At 55.8% G+C, this 16,739-nt stretch carries 11 protein-coding genes and 1 pseudogene; 3 read left to right on the top strand and 9 right to left on the bottom strand.

What is annotated here, in order from left to right; genetic code table 11:
* Positions 1-19 precede the first annotated feature (19 nt).
* Positions 20-1,606 (top strand): RimK family protein, encoded by a 1,587-nt coding sequence (locus M5G11_RS15560; protein ID WP_273913625.1) that lies wholly within the window; start codon positions 20-22, stop codon positions 1,604-1,606.
* Positions 1,607-1,752: 146 nt separating this feature from the next.
* Here the strand turns inward: M5G11_RS15560 and M5G11_RS15555 are convergent, their stop codons facing one another.
* The 3 genes and pseudogenes from M5G11_RS15555 to M5G11_RS15545 form a co-directional block, all read right to left on the bottom strand.
* Positions 1,753-2,259 (bottom strand): GNAT family N-acetyltransferase, encoded by a 507-nt coding sequence (locus tag M5G11_RS15555; RefSeq protein ID WP_273913624.1) that lies wholly within the window; start codon positions 2,257-2,259, stop codon positions 1,753-1,755.
* A 161-nt stretch (positions 2,260-2,420) separates the two neighbouring features.
* Positions 2,421-2,552, bottom strand: a pseudogene (locus tag M5G11_RS15550) (Lrp/AsnC family transcriptional regulator); the annotation flags it as partial.
* Positions 2,553-2,663: 111 nt separating this feature from the next.
* On the bottom strand, positions 2,664-3,317 hold the full coding sequence (locus M5G11_RS15545) for a peroxiredoxin (RefSeq protein WP_273913623.1): 654 nt from the start codon (positions 3,315-3,317) through the stop codon (positions 2,664-2,666).
* Between the two features lie 229 nt (positions 3,318-3,546).
* Here M5G11_RS15545 and M5G11_RS15540 point away from each other — a divergent pair, with 229 nt between their 5' ends.
* The gene (locus tag M5G11_RS15540) at positions 3,547-4,530 is read left to right on the top strand and encodes a GlxA family transcriptional regulator (protein ID WP_273913637.1); all 984 of its coding nucleotides are present in this window, start codon (positions 3,547-3,549) and stop codon (positions 4,528-4,530) included.
* A 130-nt stretch (positions 4,531-4,660) separates the two neighbouring features.
* Positions 4,661-6,880, top strand: coding sequence for a catalase/peroxidase HPI (gene katG, locus M5G11_RS15535; protein WP_273913622.1), 2,220 nt, complete (start codon positions 4,661-4,663; stop codon positions 6,878-6,880).
* A gap of 67 nt (positions 6,881-6,947) precedes the next feature.
* Here katG and M5G11_RS15530 read toward each other — a convergent pair whose 3' ends face one another.
* From M5G11_RS15530 to M5G11_RS15505, 6 genes are all read right to left on the bottom strand, one after another.
* Positions 6,948-8,144 carry a glycosyltransferase family 4 protein gene (locus M5G11_RS15530; RefSeq protein ID WP_273913621.1) on the bottom strand — a complete coding sequence of 399 codons (1,197 nt, stop codon included), beginning with the start codon at positions 8,142-8,144 and terminating at the stop codon, positions 6,948-6,950.
* The gene (locus M5G11_RS15525; RefSeq protein WP_273913620.1) at positions 8,141-9,385 is read right to left on the bottom strand and encodes a glycosyltransferase family 4 protein; all 1,245 of its coding nucleotides are present in this window, start codon (positions 9,383-9,385) and stop codon (positions 8,141-8,143) included. Before M5G11_RS15525 ends, M5G11_RS15530 begins: the two co-directional genes overlap by 4 nt.
* Positions 9,382-11,124: a hypothetical protein gene (locus M5G11_RS15520; protein ID WP_273913619.1), complete on the bottom strand. Its 1,743-nt coding sequence runs from the start codon at positions 11,122-11,124 to the stop codon at positions 9,382-9,384. The genes M5G11_RS15525 and M5G11_RS15520 overlap by 4 nt, the downstream gene beginning before the upstream one ends.
* Positions 11,125-11,213: 89 nt before the next feature.
* A complete protein-coding gene (locus M5G11_RS15515) occupies positions 11,214-11,474 on the bottom strand; it encodes a hypothetical protein (RefSeq protein WP_273913618.1) in 261 nt (86 codons plus the stop codon).
* Between the two features lie 2 nt (positions 11,475-11,476).
* Positions 11,477-12,070: a glycosyltransferase gene (locus tag M5G11_RS15510; protein ID WP_273913617.1), complete on the bottom strand. Its 594-nt coding sequence runs from the start codon at positions 12,068-12,070 to the stop codon at positions 11,477-11,479.
* Positions 12,067-16,731: a methyltransferase domain-containing protein gene (locus M5G11_RS15505; RefSeq protein ID WP_273913616.1), complete on the bottom strand. Its 4,665-nt coding sequence runs from the start codon at positions 16,729-16,731 to the stop codon at positions 12,067-12,069. The genes M5G11_RS15510 and M5G11_RS15505 overlap by 4 nt, the downstream gene beginning before the upstream one ends.
* Positions 16,732-16,739 lie beyond the last annotated feature (8 nt).

The following is a 16,739-nucleotide window of genomic DNA, read 5'->3' as shown; positions in this document are numbered from 1 at the left end:
TCCCAAGGATCGATTACCCATGGCTGCGGTACCGCTGAAAACGTTTGAAGTATCAACTCAATCGCCCGCTTCGGCAATGCCTCTTCGACCGCTGATGACACCCCTGCCGGCTACCCAGAGCCAGTTGGTGATCATCGTCGAACGCCTGGAGGACTGGGCGTCCTACTTCCCGAGCGAAGATCTGGTCACGGCGCAGGACTACCTGGAAAAACCCCTTCAGGCCACAGGCGGCAAACGGGTGCAGGTCATCAATCTGTGCCGTAGTTATAAGTATCTGGGGCAGGGTTACTATTGTTCGTTATTGGCCGAGGCGCGCGGGCACAACGTAATCCCGTCGGTTAAAACCATCAGTGAGTTAACCAGGAAGTCACTCTACGGGCTTGCCCTGGATGACTTGGACAAAAGCCTTGATCATGCCCTGCATGACCACCCGTATGACGACACGGAAAGTTTCACCCTGAGTTTGTACTTTGGCCAGACCGAACTTCAGCCGTTGCAAGAGTTGGCCCGGCAATTGTTTGATGTATTCCCCTGCCCGATTCTGCTGGTGGAGTTTCGCAAGCGCGAGCATTGGCATATCACCGGCATCAAGGCGGGGGCCCTGACACGCTTGCGCGGTGCTCAGCAGGATGATTTTGCGCTGGCCTTGGATGGCTTCAGCCGCAAGATCTGGCGTCAGCCGCGCTCCAAACGGCTGTTCCGCTACGACCTGGCCATCCTGCACGACCCGCAGGAGGCCTTGCCGCCATCGAACGCCAAGGCGCTGAGCCGGTTCATCGAAGTGGGGCGGCGCCTGGGCGTGGACGTGGAGTTGATCGAGAAGAAAGACTACGCGCGCCTGGCCGAATACGATGCGCTGTTGATCCGCGAAACCACCAGTGTCGACAACCACACCTACCGCTTTGCCAAGAAGGCCGAGAGCGAAGGGCTGGTGGTAATGGACGACCCGGCTTCGATTCTGCGCTGTACCAACAAGGTCTACCTCAATGACTTGCTCAAGAGCCATGGCTTGAGCATGCCGCGCAGTGAAATCCTCTACAAGGATCGCCCCGAGGAGATGGCGCAGGTCGCTGAGCGCCTGGGTTTCCCGCTGGTGCTGAAAATCCCCGATGGCTGTTTTTCCAAGGGCGTGATCAAGGTGGAGAGCCAGCAGGCCATGGCGTTGGCTGCGGCGCAGTTGTTTGAGCATTCGGTGCTGTTGCTGGCCCAGGAGTACCTCTACACCGAGTACGACTGGCGCATAGGTGTGCTCAACCGCAAGCCGGTGTATGCGTGCCAGTACTTCATGTCCAAGGGGCACTGGCAAATCTACAACCACAAGGCCCAGGCGGGGGAGATCAATGGTGAGTGCCGGACCTTGGCGGTGCATGAGGCGCCACGGGCGGTGGTGGAGCTGGCGGTGAACACGGCCAACCTGATCGGTGACGGGTTGTATGGGGTGGACCTGAAGCAATGTGGTGATCGGGTCGTGGTGATCGAAGTCAACGACAATCCCAACCTTGATGCCGGGATCGAGGATGCTTATCTCAAGGATGATTTGTATGGCTTGGTGCTGGAGGAGTTCATCCGCCGCCTGGACGTCAAGCGCCGTGGTCAGGCGTGGTAGCTGTTGGCTAAAAGCTGTGGCTGCTGTGCAGACGTGCGCGTCGCTGGCCAATCGCCGGCAAGGCCGGCTCCCACAATGGATCGGGGATGCCACTGATCAGGGTGGGAGCTGGCTTTGCCAGCGATGTGGCCGGTACTGCTGGCAAATCAGCGTGCTGACAACTCCAGCACCATCGTCTGGGCCATCAGTTCAGAAGCCTCGCGCAGGCGCTCCAGGTCACCCACCGGGCGGAAGCCTTGCGCCGTGTACAGGCGCGTGGCAGGGCTGTCGCCAGTGGTGACCCCCAGCCGAACACCACGCACACCGACACTTTGCGCCCAGGCGACGGCCGCTGCCAGCAGGGCACGCCCGGCGCCGCTGCCACGCGAAGCAGGCTCGACCCACATCTGGAAAACCTCGGCTACTGTGGCTTCAGTGGCGGACACCTTGCACCAGACCAAGCCGCACACGGCAGCGCCATTGCGCGCAAAAAAAGCCCGGTCCCTGCCGCTATCAAACGCAGCCGCGACCCGCGCCGACCAAAGTTCGTCTGACCGTTGCGCCTCTGCTTCATAGGTACTGCCGAACGCATCCGGTGCGTCACGCAGTGCTTGCAGGCGCAGATCCCGGTACAGCGCCCATTCAGCAGGCACTACCTGCCGTACCGTGATCATGACGCCTCCCGTTCAGCCAGGCTGGCCGGCTCGAACACACCCGCTTGCTCCTCCTTGTGTACGAACCTGAACAGCAGGACGTTGCGAGCAGGGCTCACCGCCAGGAGCCGGGCTGATTTTCTTTCACGCATGTGCGGGTACTCATCCATAAGGTTGAAGTTTCAAATGTCCAGGGCGCGTTTCACCGGGAACGATACGAACGGCTTGATTTCCTTGAGCACGAACATACTCCGCATTTTCTTGATGCCCGGCAAGCGCCGGGCCACCGACATGGCAAATTCGGCAAATGCATCAGCAGGAAGTCGACATCACCGCCCGGGGCGGCGGCGATCATGCTGGCAGCAGCGGCGGCAATGGTCTTGCGCTGAGCAAGTAGTGGGGCGACCAGGCGCCCCACACACGCGTCACTTGGGCTGAGGCACCGTGCGCAGATAGGGTTTCAGGGTTTTGAAGCCTTCCGGGTACTTCTTGCGGGCATCTTCATCCGACACCGAAGTCGGGATGATCACGTCGTCCCCCGGCTTCCAGTTAACCGGCGTGGCCACTGTGTGCTTGGCATTCAATTGCAGCGCATCGAGCAGGCGCAACACCTCGTCGAAATTGCGCCCGGCGCTCATCGGGTAGATCAGCATGGCCTTGATCTTCTTGTCCGGGCCAATGATGAACACCGAACGCACGGTGGCGTTGTCTACCGCGCTGCGCGAACCGCCGCTGGCGTTGGGGTGGATCATGTCGTAGAGCTTGGCCACCACCAGGTTCTCGTCACCGATCATCGGGTAGTTGACGGCATGGCCCTGGGTCTCCGCGATATCACCGACCCAGGCATGGTGGTCGCTGACCGGGTCGATGCTCAGCCCGATGACCCTGGTATTGCGTTTGTCGAACTCGGGCTTGAGGCGGGCCACATAGCCCAGCTCGGTGGTGCAGACCGGGGTGAAGTCCTTGGGATGGGAGAACAGGATCGCCCATTTGTCGCCGATCCATTGGTGGAAGTGGATCGGGCCTTCAGTGGTGTCGGCGGTGAAATCCGGCGCTTCGTCGCCGATTCTAATGGTCATGTCTGATCTCCTTGCAGGGGGTGTAAGGGGGTGTTCAGTACACGGACTGCCGTGCGGACGCCTGAGTATAGGAGGCGCTTGCGCACTGCCCGGAAAACCTTCGCTTGTGGTTGCTGGCAGACGAGCAGCAGTGGAGAATTTCGACTTTGCTATTCAAGGGAAGGCAATGTGTTCGTAATAACAACAAGCGAGGCGAACATTGACTGAACGACGCCAATTCAGCGGGGGCATGCAGGGCAAGAACCTGCGTTACCTGGACGCGCAGCACAGCGCTCCTGAACGCCCGACCCGCGCAGGCTTCCTGCTGCTGGAGCATTTTTCCCTGCCGGCCTTTACCCAGGCGCTGGATACCATCGTCACGGCCAACCTGCTGCGGCCCAACCTGTTTGCGCCCTGTACCTTGGGGCTGGGCGAGGGCGAGGTGGTCAGCGACCTGGGCCTGGTGATTCGGCCGGATGCACAGATCAGCCTGGCGACGCTGCAGGGCCTGGACTTGCTGGTGGTGTGTGGCGGCTATCGCACCGAGCTTGAGGCCAGTGAGGCGCTGGTCAGCCTGCTCAAGGCGGCGGCCGAGCAGCACATCACGCTGGCCGGGCTGTGGAACGGCGCATGGTTCCTCGGGGCTGCCGGGTTGCTGGAAGGCTATCAATGCGCGATTCACCCCGAGCATCGGCCAGCCCTGGCGGAAATCGCCAAGGTGACCCACGTCACCAGCGCCGCCTTTGTCGTGGATCGCGACCGCCTGAGCGCCTCCAGCCCGGCTGGCGCCTTCCACATGGCGCTGGCCTGGATCAAGAGCCTGCATGACAAGGCTCTGGTCGAAGGCATCGAGGACATCCTGGCCTTTGAAGAGTCACGTTATCGGCGGATCAAACCCGAGTTGCACGCCTCAGTCAGTGCGCCGCTGCGCGAAGTGGTCAAGCTGATGGACGCCAACCTGGAGGAGCCGCTGGAGCTGGAGCAACTGGCCGTCTACGCCGGCCGTTCACGCCGCCAGCTGGAGCGATTGTTCAAGGAGCAATTGGGCACCACGCCGCAGCGCTACTACATGGAGCTGCGCATTACCGAGGCCAGGCGCCTGCTGCAGCACACGGAACTGTCCCAGGTCGAGGTTTCCGTGGCCTGCGGCTTCGTCTCGCCTAGCCATTTCAGCAAATGCTACAGCGCCTATTTTGGCTACACCCCCTCCCGAGAAACCCGCCGGATCAAGTAGTTGGCTCACGTACCCGCGCTCAGTGAGCGCGGCTATCGAGCCCATCACAAAAACCGATTTGCCGGATTGCCAATCCGAATCCAAGCTCAAGCATCGTGTTTAGCTAAAAAACAAGAATGAGGAGCGCGCTATGTCAAATGATGCGAAGTGCCCGTTCTCGGGCGGCGGGATGCCCAAGGCCACCACGAACCAGGATTGGTGGCCCAATCAACTCAACCTGAAGATCCTCCAGCAGCATTCCCCTCTGTCCAGCCCCATGGACACCGCTTTCAATTACGCCGACGAATTCAAGACCCTCGACCTGGATGCCGTGATCAAGGACCTGCACGCCTTGATGACCGACTCCCAGGACTGGTGGCCAGCGGATTACGGCCACTACGGGCCGTTTTTCATCCGCATGGCCTGGCATGCCGCAGGCACCTACCGTATTGCCGACGGGCGCGGCGGCGCCGGCACCGGCGCCCAGCGCTTTGCCCCGCTCAACAGCTGGCCGGACAACGGCAACTTGGACAAGGCCCGGCGCCTGCTCTGGCCGATCAAGCAGAAGTACGGCCGCAAGCTGTCCTGGGCCGACTTGATCGTGCTGACCGGCAACGTGGCGCTGGAGTCCATGGGCTTCAAGACGTTCGGCTTTGCCGGCGGTCGGCCTGACACCTGGGAGCCGGACGATTCCATCACCTGGGGCAACGAGCGCAAGTGGCTGGGGGGTGAAGACGGCGGCAAGGAACGCTACAGCGGTGATCGCCAGCTCGCCAACCCATTGGCGGCGGTGCAGATGGGCCTGATCTACGTGAACCCGGAGGGCCCGGAAGGTGTACCCGACCCGCTAGGTTCGGCGCGTGATATCCGCGAAACCTTCGCCCGCATGGCCATGAACGATGAGGAAACCGTGGCCCTTGCCGCCGGTGGCCACACCTTCGGCAAATGCCACGGTGCCGGTGACCCGGGCCTGGTGGGCAGCGACCCTGAAGGCTCGGATATCGAGGCGCAGGGGCTCGGCTGGGCAAACACCCACGCCAGCGGCGTGGGCACCGATGCGACCACCAGCGGCCTGGAGGGCGCCTGGACCAACAACCCGATCAAGTGGGATGACGGCTACTTCAAGAACCTGTTCGGCTATGAGTGGGAGCTGACCAAGAGCCCGGCCGGGGCGAACCAGTGGAAGCCCAAAGGCAATACGGGGGACAACACCGTCCCGGATGCCGGCGACCCGAGCCGGAAGGTCCACGCACCGATGATGACCACCGCCGACATGGCGATGCGCATGGACCCGATCTACGAGAAGATCTCCCGCGAGTACATGGCCGACCCGGCCAAGTTTGCCGATGCCTTTGCGCGGGCCTGGTTCAAACTGACGCACCGCGATATGGGGCCGATCGCCCGCTATCTTGGGTCGAAGGTGCCGCAAGAAGAGCTGATCTGGCAAGACCCGGTACCGGCAGTGGACCATCCGCTGATCGATGCTCAGGACATTGCGGCGCTCAAGGCCAGCGTGCTTGCATCCGGCCTGTCGATTTCGCAACTGGTCAGCGCGGCGTGGGCGTCGGCGTCGACCTTCCGTGGCAGCGACAAGCGTGGTGGGGCCAATGGTGCGCGGATTCGCCTGGCACCGCAGAAGGACTGGGAGGTGAACCAGCCGGCAGAACTGGCCAAGGTGCTGCAGAAGCTCGAAGCGATTCAGCAGGCGTTCAACAGCGCGCAGGTGGGTGGCAAGAAGGTCTCGCTGGCTGACCTGATCGTACTGGGCGGTTGTGCGGCGGTGGAAGCGGCGGCCAAGAACGCCGGGGTCACGGCCAACGTGCCATTCTCGCCGGGTCGTACCGATGCGTCGCAGGCGCAGACTGATGTCGAAGCGTTTGCCGTACTGGAGCCCAAGGCCGATGGCTTCCGCAACTATGTGAAGGCTGGGGTAGAGGGCTCACCGGCGGAACTGCTGGTGGACCGCGCCAACCTGTTGAACCTGACGGCACCTGAAATGACTGTGCTGGTGGGTGGCTTGCGTGCACTGGACCCGACCTATGGCCAGGCCAAGCATGGTGTGTTCAGCACCCGTTCGGGTGCACTGACCAACGATTTCTTTGTCAACCTCCTGGATATGCGCACGAAATGGCAGAAGTCTGCGGCGGATGGCAACGTGATCGAAGGTCGTGATCGCACCTCGGGCGATCTGAAGCGTACCGGCACGGTGGTGGACCTGGTGTTCGGCTCCAACTCGCAACTGCGGGCGCTGGCGGAGAGCTATGCCTGCACCGATTCGCAGGCGATCTTCGTACGCGACTTCATCAAGGCCTGGAACAAGGTGATGAACCTTGATCGTTATGACCTCAAGGAGCGGGAAGGGCGTATTTAGAGAGTGTCCCGGTAAAGTGGATAAACGTGGCGCCCTGGCCGAAGTACTTGGCTAGGGCGTTTGCTTTTTAGTGCCAGCATGAGGAAGTGTGCAGTACATCCTTGGCCATACGTTGCATGATTGTGCTTCGGGAGAATTGCCTAACGAACTCCTCTCGGGAGGTCGGCTGTACGCGGAGCGTCTCCAGAGCCTGCACTGCACCATTGATGTCACACGGCTGGAACAGTGCCACGTTCTTGATGTTCTCAATCGCGAACTGGCTGGAGTACCCTGTGAGGCCTGCCCATATGGGCTTATGGGTGGCGGCATACTCGAAAATCTTTGAGGGCAGCACACGCTGAAGGGCTTTTAGGTTGTTGAGGTGCAAAAACAATACGTCTGCCTCATGATAAGCCTGTAGCAATCGTTCGCGCCTCATGGGCGGCGTGATGACAACGTTCCTGACCTTGGCCTGTTCAAGTTCACGTTCCAGTTTGTGCAGTGCACCTCCGTCACCGATGACCTGAAATTCGACTGTTTGGCTCAGTCGGTTGGCCAGTTCCGGCAGTATCAGGTCTAGACCTTGTCCGGCTCCTATATTCCCTGCATAAACAACCCGCAACCGTTTTCTGCGTTTCGCTACTGGCATTTGTGCAGTGAAGAGTGGACTGCTTAGAAACAGGTCATCCACACCATTGGAGTAAAGCGAGAATTCCTTGTTTGGATAGCGGTTGTTGAAGTATGAAGAAAAACCGGGAGAAATCAGGTTGACTCGTGCTGCCTGGCGAATAGTCCAGCGTTCTACAGGGGAAAAGAGTCTGGCCACCAGCTTCCCGGTGTTTACTGAAAACAGTTCCGGCAGCATGTCGACGAAGATATCGCGAATATCCAGGTACAGCCGGGCTTGGCAACGCCGGGCCAGTATGGCACCTAGCGTTGCAGTCATTAGGCGCGATGAAGTAGCGACTACCAGATCATAGCGACTATTCGTGACCAGGCGTCGTGCACTTAAAGCGTAAGTGGCGAATGCGCGGGACTGGTCAAGGAAGCCACTCTGGTGTGAAGAAACGCTAATCCGACGTACATTAACACCGCTAATGGACTCATTGGCTGCGGCGTCTGCGGTATAACTGTGGTAACGGTTTGGTTGTGTCGTTACCACATCTATCTGTAGCTGGTCGCCCAGTTCTGCGACCAGGGCCCTGACTAGTGCTTGAGCCCTGAAAGCGCCAGCAGAAAGATCCGGTGGATAATAGTAGCTCAGCACCAGAATGCGCGTGATCATGGCTGCCCATCCAAGTATTTAGCCTGCGATGACAGAATCTGCTGATACAAATCCGTCAACTGGCCTTCTTGAGTTTCCCAGTTCAACCGCTGGGCGGCAATTCGAGCATTGCTTGCGTAGCGCTTGCGTAGTGTCGGATTGGCCACCAGGCGATTCAGTGCATGGGCCAATGCCACTTGATTGTTGGCCGGAACCAGGCAACCCACATCATGATCTCGAACAACCCGGCGGATTTCCGGGAAGTCTGTAGCGACCACAGGCAAGCCTGCGATCAGGTATTCAAAGAGTTTGTTCGAATCGGTAGTGAAGTGGTTGAAGCATGTGTTCTCGATCGGTTGAACACCAATATCTGCCGATGCGGTATACGTAGGTAATTCGGCTAACGATACCGTTGGAATGAAGCGCACTCTGTCCAGCAGACCCAGCTGTTGGCTTAACGCCTGGAGGGCCTGGCTGAGTCGGCCGCCACCGATGAATACGAAGTAAGCCCCGGGTACCTGTGTGGCCACATGCAGCAGCTTCTCCAAGCCACGACCTTGTTGCAGTCCACCTTGGTAAAGAATGATCGGCCACGGTTGGCTGAGCCCGAGTGTTTGACGAATTTTTTCGCCCGCGGGAACGTGGGTCAGTCGGGGGCGATTTTGCAACACCATCGGGCGTGCGACACCGTAGGCCCGGGCAAAGAATTTGGCGCGGGCGTCCGTTGTGGTGATTGAACCATGGACGCGCGGCATCAGGCATTTTTCCACCCGCCCAACCAGTGTGCGAAAGCTGCCGTAACCCTCACGACTGGTGCCGATTTCATGGGCGTCATAAATTATTTTTGCCTGACTGAGTTTCGCTGCGACCCAGGCCGTAGGCAGTGTATTTACGTCGTGAGCATGAATAACGTCGGCGCGGAATCGAACCATATGGTAGATCAAGCTCAGGTGCGTCCAAGTGCGTGCGGCGATACCTAGGATTTGCTGCTTGAGGCTTATTGGCCCGATGGGGCCTGATCCTGTAGATGAAAATGCAGGGAGGCTTTGTACATTGCGTTTGCGCAATTTCCACAATGGGCTGCGGGCAATGCGCCGGACCTCAATGCCACTTTCCAATCGTTGATGTTGCTCAGTGATACCTGGCGTGTGGAGAGCAAATACGCACACTTGATACCCTGCCGCTCGCAGTGTTTGCGCTTCTTTCAATACTCTCGCATCGTGGCGAAATTCATTCCAGACGATCATGGCTATACGTGTCATGTGTTTACCTCTCGCGGGCTTTGCAAGCTATTCGAAGAGGGGAGGCATTCCAATATGTCATGGAGCAATGCGAGTGCTGCTGCGTAATTCTTCCTGGATACGAAATACTCGTAGGTGAACATAAGTGCCGCCAAAACAACGTCTTGGGTGCTGGTGTCGCGGGCTGCTGGGCGTGCAATACGAATATGCTCGACTGCATCGCGCAACTGAGTGATTTCGCAAATTGGCCAATTTGAACCCAATGGTTCAATGCGCCAATTGCTCCAGTGACTGATACAGAAGCACTGGTTCTCGGATACTAAAATCGTCTCAGATGTTGTGCCGAGGCAGATGATCTGCCGAGGGAGCTTCTCAAGCCGTGAGAGAATCAACGGGAACGATTGCTCTAGCAACTCTACCTTGGCCTTGTCCTCAGGCGTTGAGCAGGCAAAGCGAAGCCCCATGGTGGATTTTGCGCAGAGCCGTTGCTCTAAGCACAGATGGGAACGAGAAAAGCGTAGCTGTAATGTCGGATTTGGCTCGAGACGTAAGAGTTGTTTTGCTGTGCTCAAAAGCCCGAGGCCTATCTGCTGGCGAGTTACGTTGGTGCGACCATCAAGTTTAAGTATGTGACAGTCGAGCTCAGCTGACTTGAAATTTCCGAGCCATTCGAGTGTGGGTAATCCATTTTGCAGGCTAAGAAGCAAGCGTTCTTGTTCAGCCAGGGCGGAACTGCGGGCGTCAAAAATTTTAATTAAGTAGTCGTGCTTTTTGTCCTTCACCCAGAGGCTTACATTGAATGCATAGATATCATGGATGCCCAGTGGGTGCCAGCTTTCTTCAAGTGTGTCTGAACCTAAGATTCCAGCTTGAGCGAAAATCTCTTTGAGCCGGTTTTTTCTGTTTTCAGGCGTGAGTAATTGATTGAGTGAGTCACTGCTGTATGTTTTTTCTTCAATCAGAGGTTGCGCGTGATACAGGAGGGCATTGATTTTTCGGTACTGCAAGCGAAGTGCAACAATGGCTTGAAGCATTCCTGTTAAGCGCTGAAGCCCTTGGCGTAGAATGAGAATGGCAATGATGGCGTTGAGGTTTTGGGGGGGGGAGAGGTACAGGAAGTCTGCGACGAGATAGAAGAATCCTAAAAAGAAACCGATGGTGCCAAGCAAATTTATTGCACTGCTGTGATTTGCATTTAGCAGGTTTCTGATGTGTTGGCTGGAGTTGTAGAAAAGTATTGTCAGGCTGGCAGTGAAAACGATGTAGCCGCAGATGAATATAGCCAGGTTTTTGTAAAATATTGTTAAGGTTGCTAGGCTGAGGGTGAAAAACAGTGCTGAAGCTATTGCTCTAGTGAATCGAGAATAGGCTTGAATTGCTACGGTGTCTTGGTTGTGAAATAGATAAAGCTTTGAGTTTTTGCTAAGTATTTTTTTTGCCCCATTGCTACAGCATTTGGCAATCACTCGCTCAAAGGCAAGGTGCATTGAATAACAGAGTGCCGTCGCAGTGCTTAAAATAATAATAAGCTGATCGAATTCTACAGTCTGGAATGATTCAGGAAAATAATGTGGTATTTTTTCTGCGCCAATTAGAATGATTACCTTGATTGGTAAAAAGAAGGCAAGTAATAAGAAGGACTGACTCGCCAAGGTTGCAACTTGCACTGCGACGGTGGCAGTTGGCGCATTCTTGAAAAGCTTGGAGCTAAGGGAAAGGCACCAGCCAATTGTTAACTTAATGTTAGTGTGTAGTTTCATAGCATTTCATGGCGATATTATCGGTCTCAATTCTTCTTTGTGGTGTTTTATTCTTGCCAGTACAGTGTTGCAATGGTGTCGGTTTTGCTTTAGCTGTTTTGTGCTGCAAAGGTGGCACCAATAACAGTGTTACCTTGTTTGGAATAGTGGATTTTCAGGTGGCCTGTTTCGTTGCTGATGATTTTTCGTGTATATCCTGCTTTCAGTAGGTGTGTGGAAATGTGATTTTCCGAATCGCTGGGCGAGAGGGAGAGGGAGAACTCATTTGTTTTTTGAACGCCTGTAGTGTTAGATTTTTTATAGGATTTTATATGGTTGCCGGCGATTGTGAGTGTGCTGCCATCGACCAATGCTAGCTCGCTGCCGTTTGCGCTTTGAGTGTATCCACCACTTCGTGGTGAGGGTAGTGAGTAATACTCAGGTGCTTGGTGTTTTGGCTTTTGCTGACCAGTGTTAGTGCTAGTGCAAGTGTATCAAGAGCAACCTCTCGGTAGCAGTTGTCTGAAGGTAGAAGTTCTATGCCGTTTTTTAGAGAAATCAGCAAGACATCATCGGTGTGTTCAGCAGAGCTTGCTTCGTTTTGAATTATTTCTACTACATCCTCTCGAATACAATCATCGTCATCGATTCTAGAGGTGAGGACCACCTGTTCTTTAGTGTTTTTGAGGATTTTTTCGATTTCCTGGTTGACTAGAAAGTAATCACTCACCGCCTGAGTGCGCACATTCAAGCCGGACGCTGACATGGCCGTGACCAGGCGTGATTTGTAAATTGTAGCTAGAGCTTCATCGATGAAGATAATCCACTCAAAATTTTTATTTTTCTGATTTTGCAGTGTCGGGAAAACAGTGTTGATGAATATTTCTAACCGGTAGGAAAGCCATAGCTCATCTTTTATACCAATGCCGAAGTTTGTAAATATGTAGTGTTTTAGTGAGTTTCTCATGAGGTTTTATGACCCGGTGCGACACGCAATGCAGCGTTGTCTGCGTGGAAGGCTTCAAGCTCTTTGGCGATTATTAGGTTTTTTGCTGTTTGTGTCTCAATTCGCTGGCGTGCTGCAATGGACATTTCTTTGAAGAGCTCAGGTTTTTCTACGATCAACGATATTCCATCTGCCATTGCGAAGGCATCCTCTGCTGGTGCTAGCAGTCCGCATGTTTCGTCAACGAACTCGGGAATTGCAGTTACACTGTTTGTGACAGGAATAAGCCCGGATGCCATAGCTTCATCACGGGATACTCCATGCGTGTCGCTTCTCGTTGGACATAGAAATATCCCATGACTTTTGTGCAAGCATGCTATTTCTTGATGATTGATAAAGCGCCGTTCAATTACCACGTTAGGGTATTTGCGCAGTGGTGCCAGTGTTTCTTCGAACATTACCCCGTCGCCAATCAGTCGTATTTCAAGGTCTTTAAAAAAAGGCTTGTTGGCCAGTAGTTCAATCGCCTTAACACTTAGATCATTCGCGTATATTGGTGAGGCAAATGGGCGTATAGACAGAATTTTCATACGCTGCGCTTCAGGTTTTTCCTGATAAGTAAACAGGTCTGTGTCAATCGGGTTGTGAATGATTTGATACTGTGTCTCTGGGAGGCGAAAGCCAATATCTTCCATCACCTCCTCGGCAAGGTATTTCGATACAAATACCAAAGAGAGGTTCACCGGCATGGGCTGCAGTACCTCTGTCCAAAAGCTCATCCGAGCGGCGCTTTGCAATTTGGCCAGTGCGAGTTGCTCTTCAGTCCGATAATTATGCTTGCGGCGCCACCACGGCTGTACCTCAGCCCCATGTACCCAAACGATGATCCTCGTCGTGGCCAAATACTTGCGCAACACCGCCCACATGGCCGCATCTAGAAAGTGCACAAGAATCGTTTTGTACTGTCCCGCGTCCAACATCTTCGCCAACGTAGCCTGGCAACCTGTAACGACATCGACATTCTGGTATTCGTGGTAGCTGACCGTCTCATGGTTGCGCAGGCGAAAAACGTCGACGTTTACCCCTTGTTGCTGATAAGCGGTTACCCGACTGTGCACAAAGCCATTGCGGTAGAGGTCGTCATAAGCAGGGTAGTGGTTGGTCAGCAGCAGGTGCTCGGCTTTGCCAAGCAGTTCCGACGGTTGCAGATTCCGATGGCCGAGTACCAGCGCTTTGATGTCGGCACAGCCATTGGCATAAACGCGAAGCCCCAAGCGGACATAGGCGGCTTCTGTGGGAATGTCCGCCGTGTGGTTGCGGTTGGCTGGCTGAATCAGATGACTGATGCGTTGCTTCTGGGCATCCAGAAACAGCACAACCAATTGCAGATTCAGCCCGGGAGTGCAGTCCAGATACAGCTTCAGCACGCCATTCGCACTGTCCAATTGCTCCAGTCCAAGTTCCTGCTTGGCATACAGGTATTCATGCTTGCCGTCGCCAAGATCAGAACGCACCTGCCAGCTGTCAGTGTCGACCTCGAGGTCGATGCATTTGCTGCCGAGCGCACCAAACAATTCGGACAGCTCACGGCCCGACAGCTCTCGGGCATCGTGGCTGACCGGCAGGGGGGCAATGGCCTCTGCTCGTGCCTGCAGTTGATCGATGCTGATACCGTCGTCCAGTTGCAGATCATCTACGTGCTGATGCACTTCGCTGCTCGGACAGTTCGAGGCGTTCTCGCAGTAGTTGAAGGCGTCGATGGCCAGGCCCAATTCATGGGTGTAATGCAAAGAGGGCAGGGCCTTGAACCATGCGTTCAGCGATTGCTCGCCAACCAGTTGCCTCGCAATCAGAGCCCTGCGCGCAGCGAATTGGCGGGTAGGCCGGTAGGCCTGTTCTGCCTGCTGCAATTCAACGCATTTGCCATTCCAGGTTGAATAGGCTGCCTTGCCCACCAGCAGTGCTTGGCTGTAGCGCGTGGCCAAGGCAAGGTCCAACAGGTAGTTGGGGCCGTAATAGTCCTGGGCGGCAAAGCTTGCCAGCCAAGCGGTGTTGCCCAGCAGTTCAGCAATTTTTATTTTGTTAATGGACTGGCGCTTGAAGACACGAACTCGCGGATCCTCCTGGACTCCCGTGCTATCGAAGCCGTCGGTAACAATGAATAGGCGCACATTAGGGTGTGTCTGGCGCGCCAGATGGGCCAATAGCGCCTCGAACTGCTGGCGATCGACAGCAGCGCACAGCACAGCGATTTCCGGCAGTTGTTGCACTGCCGGTTTGCCGTGGACCTTGCTCAGTACATAGCCCAGGCGCTGTTCATAGGTATGCTCAAGCATGACCTTGCGCAATGCTGCCAGACGCAGTTTGTCGATGCTTTGCGGGGCGTCGGCCAAGCGCTGCAAACGCCGCTGCACTTCTTCTGCGTTGTCTGTGCTCAGCACCAGCTCACCAAACAGCAAGCGAACGCCACGGGAGAAGTTGCTGACCGTCAGGGTGTTGGAGCCCAACAGCTCGAAAACTCGGCGGGCGAACATGGATTGCGATTGTTTGATCGAGTTTAGATTGAGCGCGTAGCGATAGCCTTTGTAGGCCATGTCGATCTGCTCGAACGCCAGCGTACCGACAATAAAGGGCTGGTAAGCCGGTGGGAACTGATAGTTGGCGTCGTTGTTGCCGAAGTTACGATCGAAAATATCCAGCGGGTGAAGCGTGGGTAGGTGCGCGGCAAAGTTGCCGAGGTCCTGGGTCCGCTCGGGGTAGCGTGCGTAATAGGCGCCGGCAAAACAGAAGGCCTCTTTACGTTGATACAGTTCCACGGGGTTATGTAGCGCCGGCTGGCAAGCGAACGGCAGCAGATAGACACGTTCATGGCCTAGCGCGCCTTTGTACCGATGAATACAGTCGATATCCGTCGTGAAGACATGATCAAACTGCTTTGCCGTGTTCAGGAAGCTTTCGAAGTGAACCGGGTCTTCCTTGTTCCAAAACACAGTCGGCACCTGGTGCTGCTTGCACCAGCCCAGAATCTGCTGGAGTTCCTGGCTGTTGTGACCGACTTTGCTGCCCCACAAACCGTCCTTGCCACGCCAGGCCGACTCGATAAACAGTAGCGCTGGCTGGAAGCTGTCTAGCTCTTGTTTCCAGTGTTGGGGGGTCAGTTGCAGTAGGTCGCACTCGAAGCGATAGGAACTGAACGTGAACGCATCCATGATACAAGCGACTTTTATCGAGCGTGTCGGTTCATCGGCGCTGCGTAGCAACGTGTTACGCGCATGCACACTGGTCTCGAGTGCAACAGGTAGTTGTCGGTCAATGTCTGCCTGTGGGGGCAAAATGGATGCTACGTTGGGCGTTGCACCGGCGAGTTGTTTTTGCGTGACGCGTGCGCGTTGCTCGCTTGCTTTGCGGTAGAGGCGCAGCAGCTTGAACGGCAGACGCAGGATGCCCCCCAGTGAGTGGGCGCTGGACTTGATCTGGTAGCCGAGCTGGAAGGTTGTGCTCGCACGGGTCTTGATCAAGCGCTGTTCGGCCAGAGCACGCTGAGCGATGGCACGCGCCAGATCGGTGCTGAGTAGCTCGACCCTGTGCTGTTGGGCGCTCAGTTTTTTCTGCAGGCTATTGAGGTTGGCCTTGAGAGCGGGGATCTGCTCTCCAGTGGCCGCGCGGTATTTCAGGTTGGCGGCATGCAACTTGTTTCGTGATACAGCCAGTTCTTTGGACAGTTGCGTGTGCGCTGAGCTGTTTTGCGCTAGCAATGCCTGAGCTTCCCTATCACGTGCCAAGAGCTGAACTTGTGCGTCGGCCAAGCGGCTTTCAAGGTGGGCGAATTGCTGGCTGCTCTCCTGAGTGAGCCGATTTTTTGCCAACTCAAGGCTGATCAACTGATGTTTGAGTTGATCTATTTGCTCGGTTGCAGTGCGGTATTTGCTGTTGGCCTGCGCCAAGCGATTGCTGAGTTCTACGAAACTCTTGCGCAGGTGGCGCTCGATGGATTCAAAGGCCTCCTCAAGTTGGCGAACATACTCGATGTCAAACACGTTCAGCGACGTCAGTGCACTTTTTTCGACCTTGCGGGCGACCATCCCGAGCCATTTGCCGATTACCTTGATCTCACAGATCTGTAGGTGTTCATTGAGCAGCCGGTAGGGTTCCAGCACATAAAAAGTCTGTTTGTGGTCAATGAAGTCGTTGACCCCAAAGGGTACGGTAATAATCAGGCATCCCCCTGGCGTGAGGAGGTTCGCGGCCTTTTCTACAAAGAGTTCGGGGCGCACCAGGTGCTCGAGTACTTCGCTGATCACAATGGTGTCGGCAACGATGTCCTGGATATCCAGGGACAGGAAATCAGCGTTGATGTACGTGACTTTCTGTTGCACATGCTCAGGTTCACTTTGCATGTAGCCCTTGGCTTGTTCGATGGCCTGAGGGCTAATGTCTACACCAGTAACATCGCAGCCTTCGCGGGCCAACAACAACGGTACGATGCCTTGAGAACACCCCACATCCAGTACCTTGCGACCGCTGACCTGGGCGCAGATCCAGTGAATGCGCGATTGAGTCTCGCGCATGAACTGCTCCCCCATCTTGCCGTAATAGGCTTCCATGACGCGGTCATGGATATCCGCCAAAGGGGAGGTGGGCTCAGCCAGGTTTGGGGTGAATTCGGGCTCGGTGTTATTCATTTCAAGGC

Origin of the sequence: Pseudomonas fontis, assembly GCF_028656955.1 — a bacterium.
Classification (GTDB): Bacteria; Pseudomonadota; Gammaproteobacteria; order Pseudomonadales; family Pseudomonadaceae; genus Aquipseudomonas; species Aquipseudomonas fontis.
Note: the sequence above shows the minus strand (reverse complement) of the source record. Positions and strands in the feature narration are given on the sequence as shown.

Bases quoted from the DNA above. Each gene is read 5' to 3' on its own strand.
- katG (WP_273913622.1), top strand. From the start codon at position 4,661: ATGTCAAATGATGCGAAGTGCCCGTTCTCGGGCGGCGGGATGCCCAAG.
- M5G11_RS15510 (WP_273913617.1), bottom strand. From the start codon at position 12,070: ATGAGAAACTCACTAAAACACTACATATTTACAAACTTCGGCATTGGT.
- M5G11_RS15560 (WP_273913625.1), top strand. From the start codon at position 20: ATGGCTGCGGTACCGCTGAAAACGTTTGAAGTATCAACTCAATCGCCC.
- M5G11_RS15540 (WP_273913637.1), top strand. From the start codon at position 3,547: ATGCAGGGCAAGAACCTGCGTTACCTGGACGCGCAGCACAGCGCTCCT.
- M5G11_RS15520 (WP_273913619.1), bottom strand. From the start codon at position 11,124: ATGAAACTACACACTAACATTAAGTTAACAATTGGCTGGTGCCTTTCC.
- M5G11_RS15530 (WP_273913621.1), bottom strand. From the start codon at position 8,144: ATGATCACGCGCATTCTGGTGCTGAGCTACTATTATCCACCGGATCTT.
- M5G11_RS15505 (WP_273913616.1), bottom strand. From the start codon at position 16,731: ATGAATAACACCGAGCCCGAATTCACCCCAAACCTGGCTGAGCCCACC.
- M5G11_RS15545 (WP_273913623.1), bottom strand. From the start codon at position 3,317: ATGACCATTAGAATCGGCGACGAAGCGCCGGATTTCACCGCCGACACC.
- M5G11_RS15525 (WP_273913620.1), bottom strand. From the start codon at position 9,385: ATGACACGTATAGCCATGATCGTCTGGAATGAATTTCGCCACGATGCG.
- M5G11_RS15555 (WP_273913624.1), bottom strand. From the start codon at position 2,259: ATGATCACGGTACGGCAGGTAGTGCCTGCTGAATGGGCGCTGTACCGG.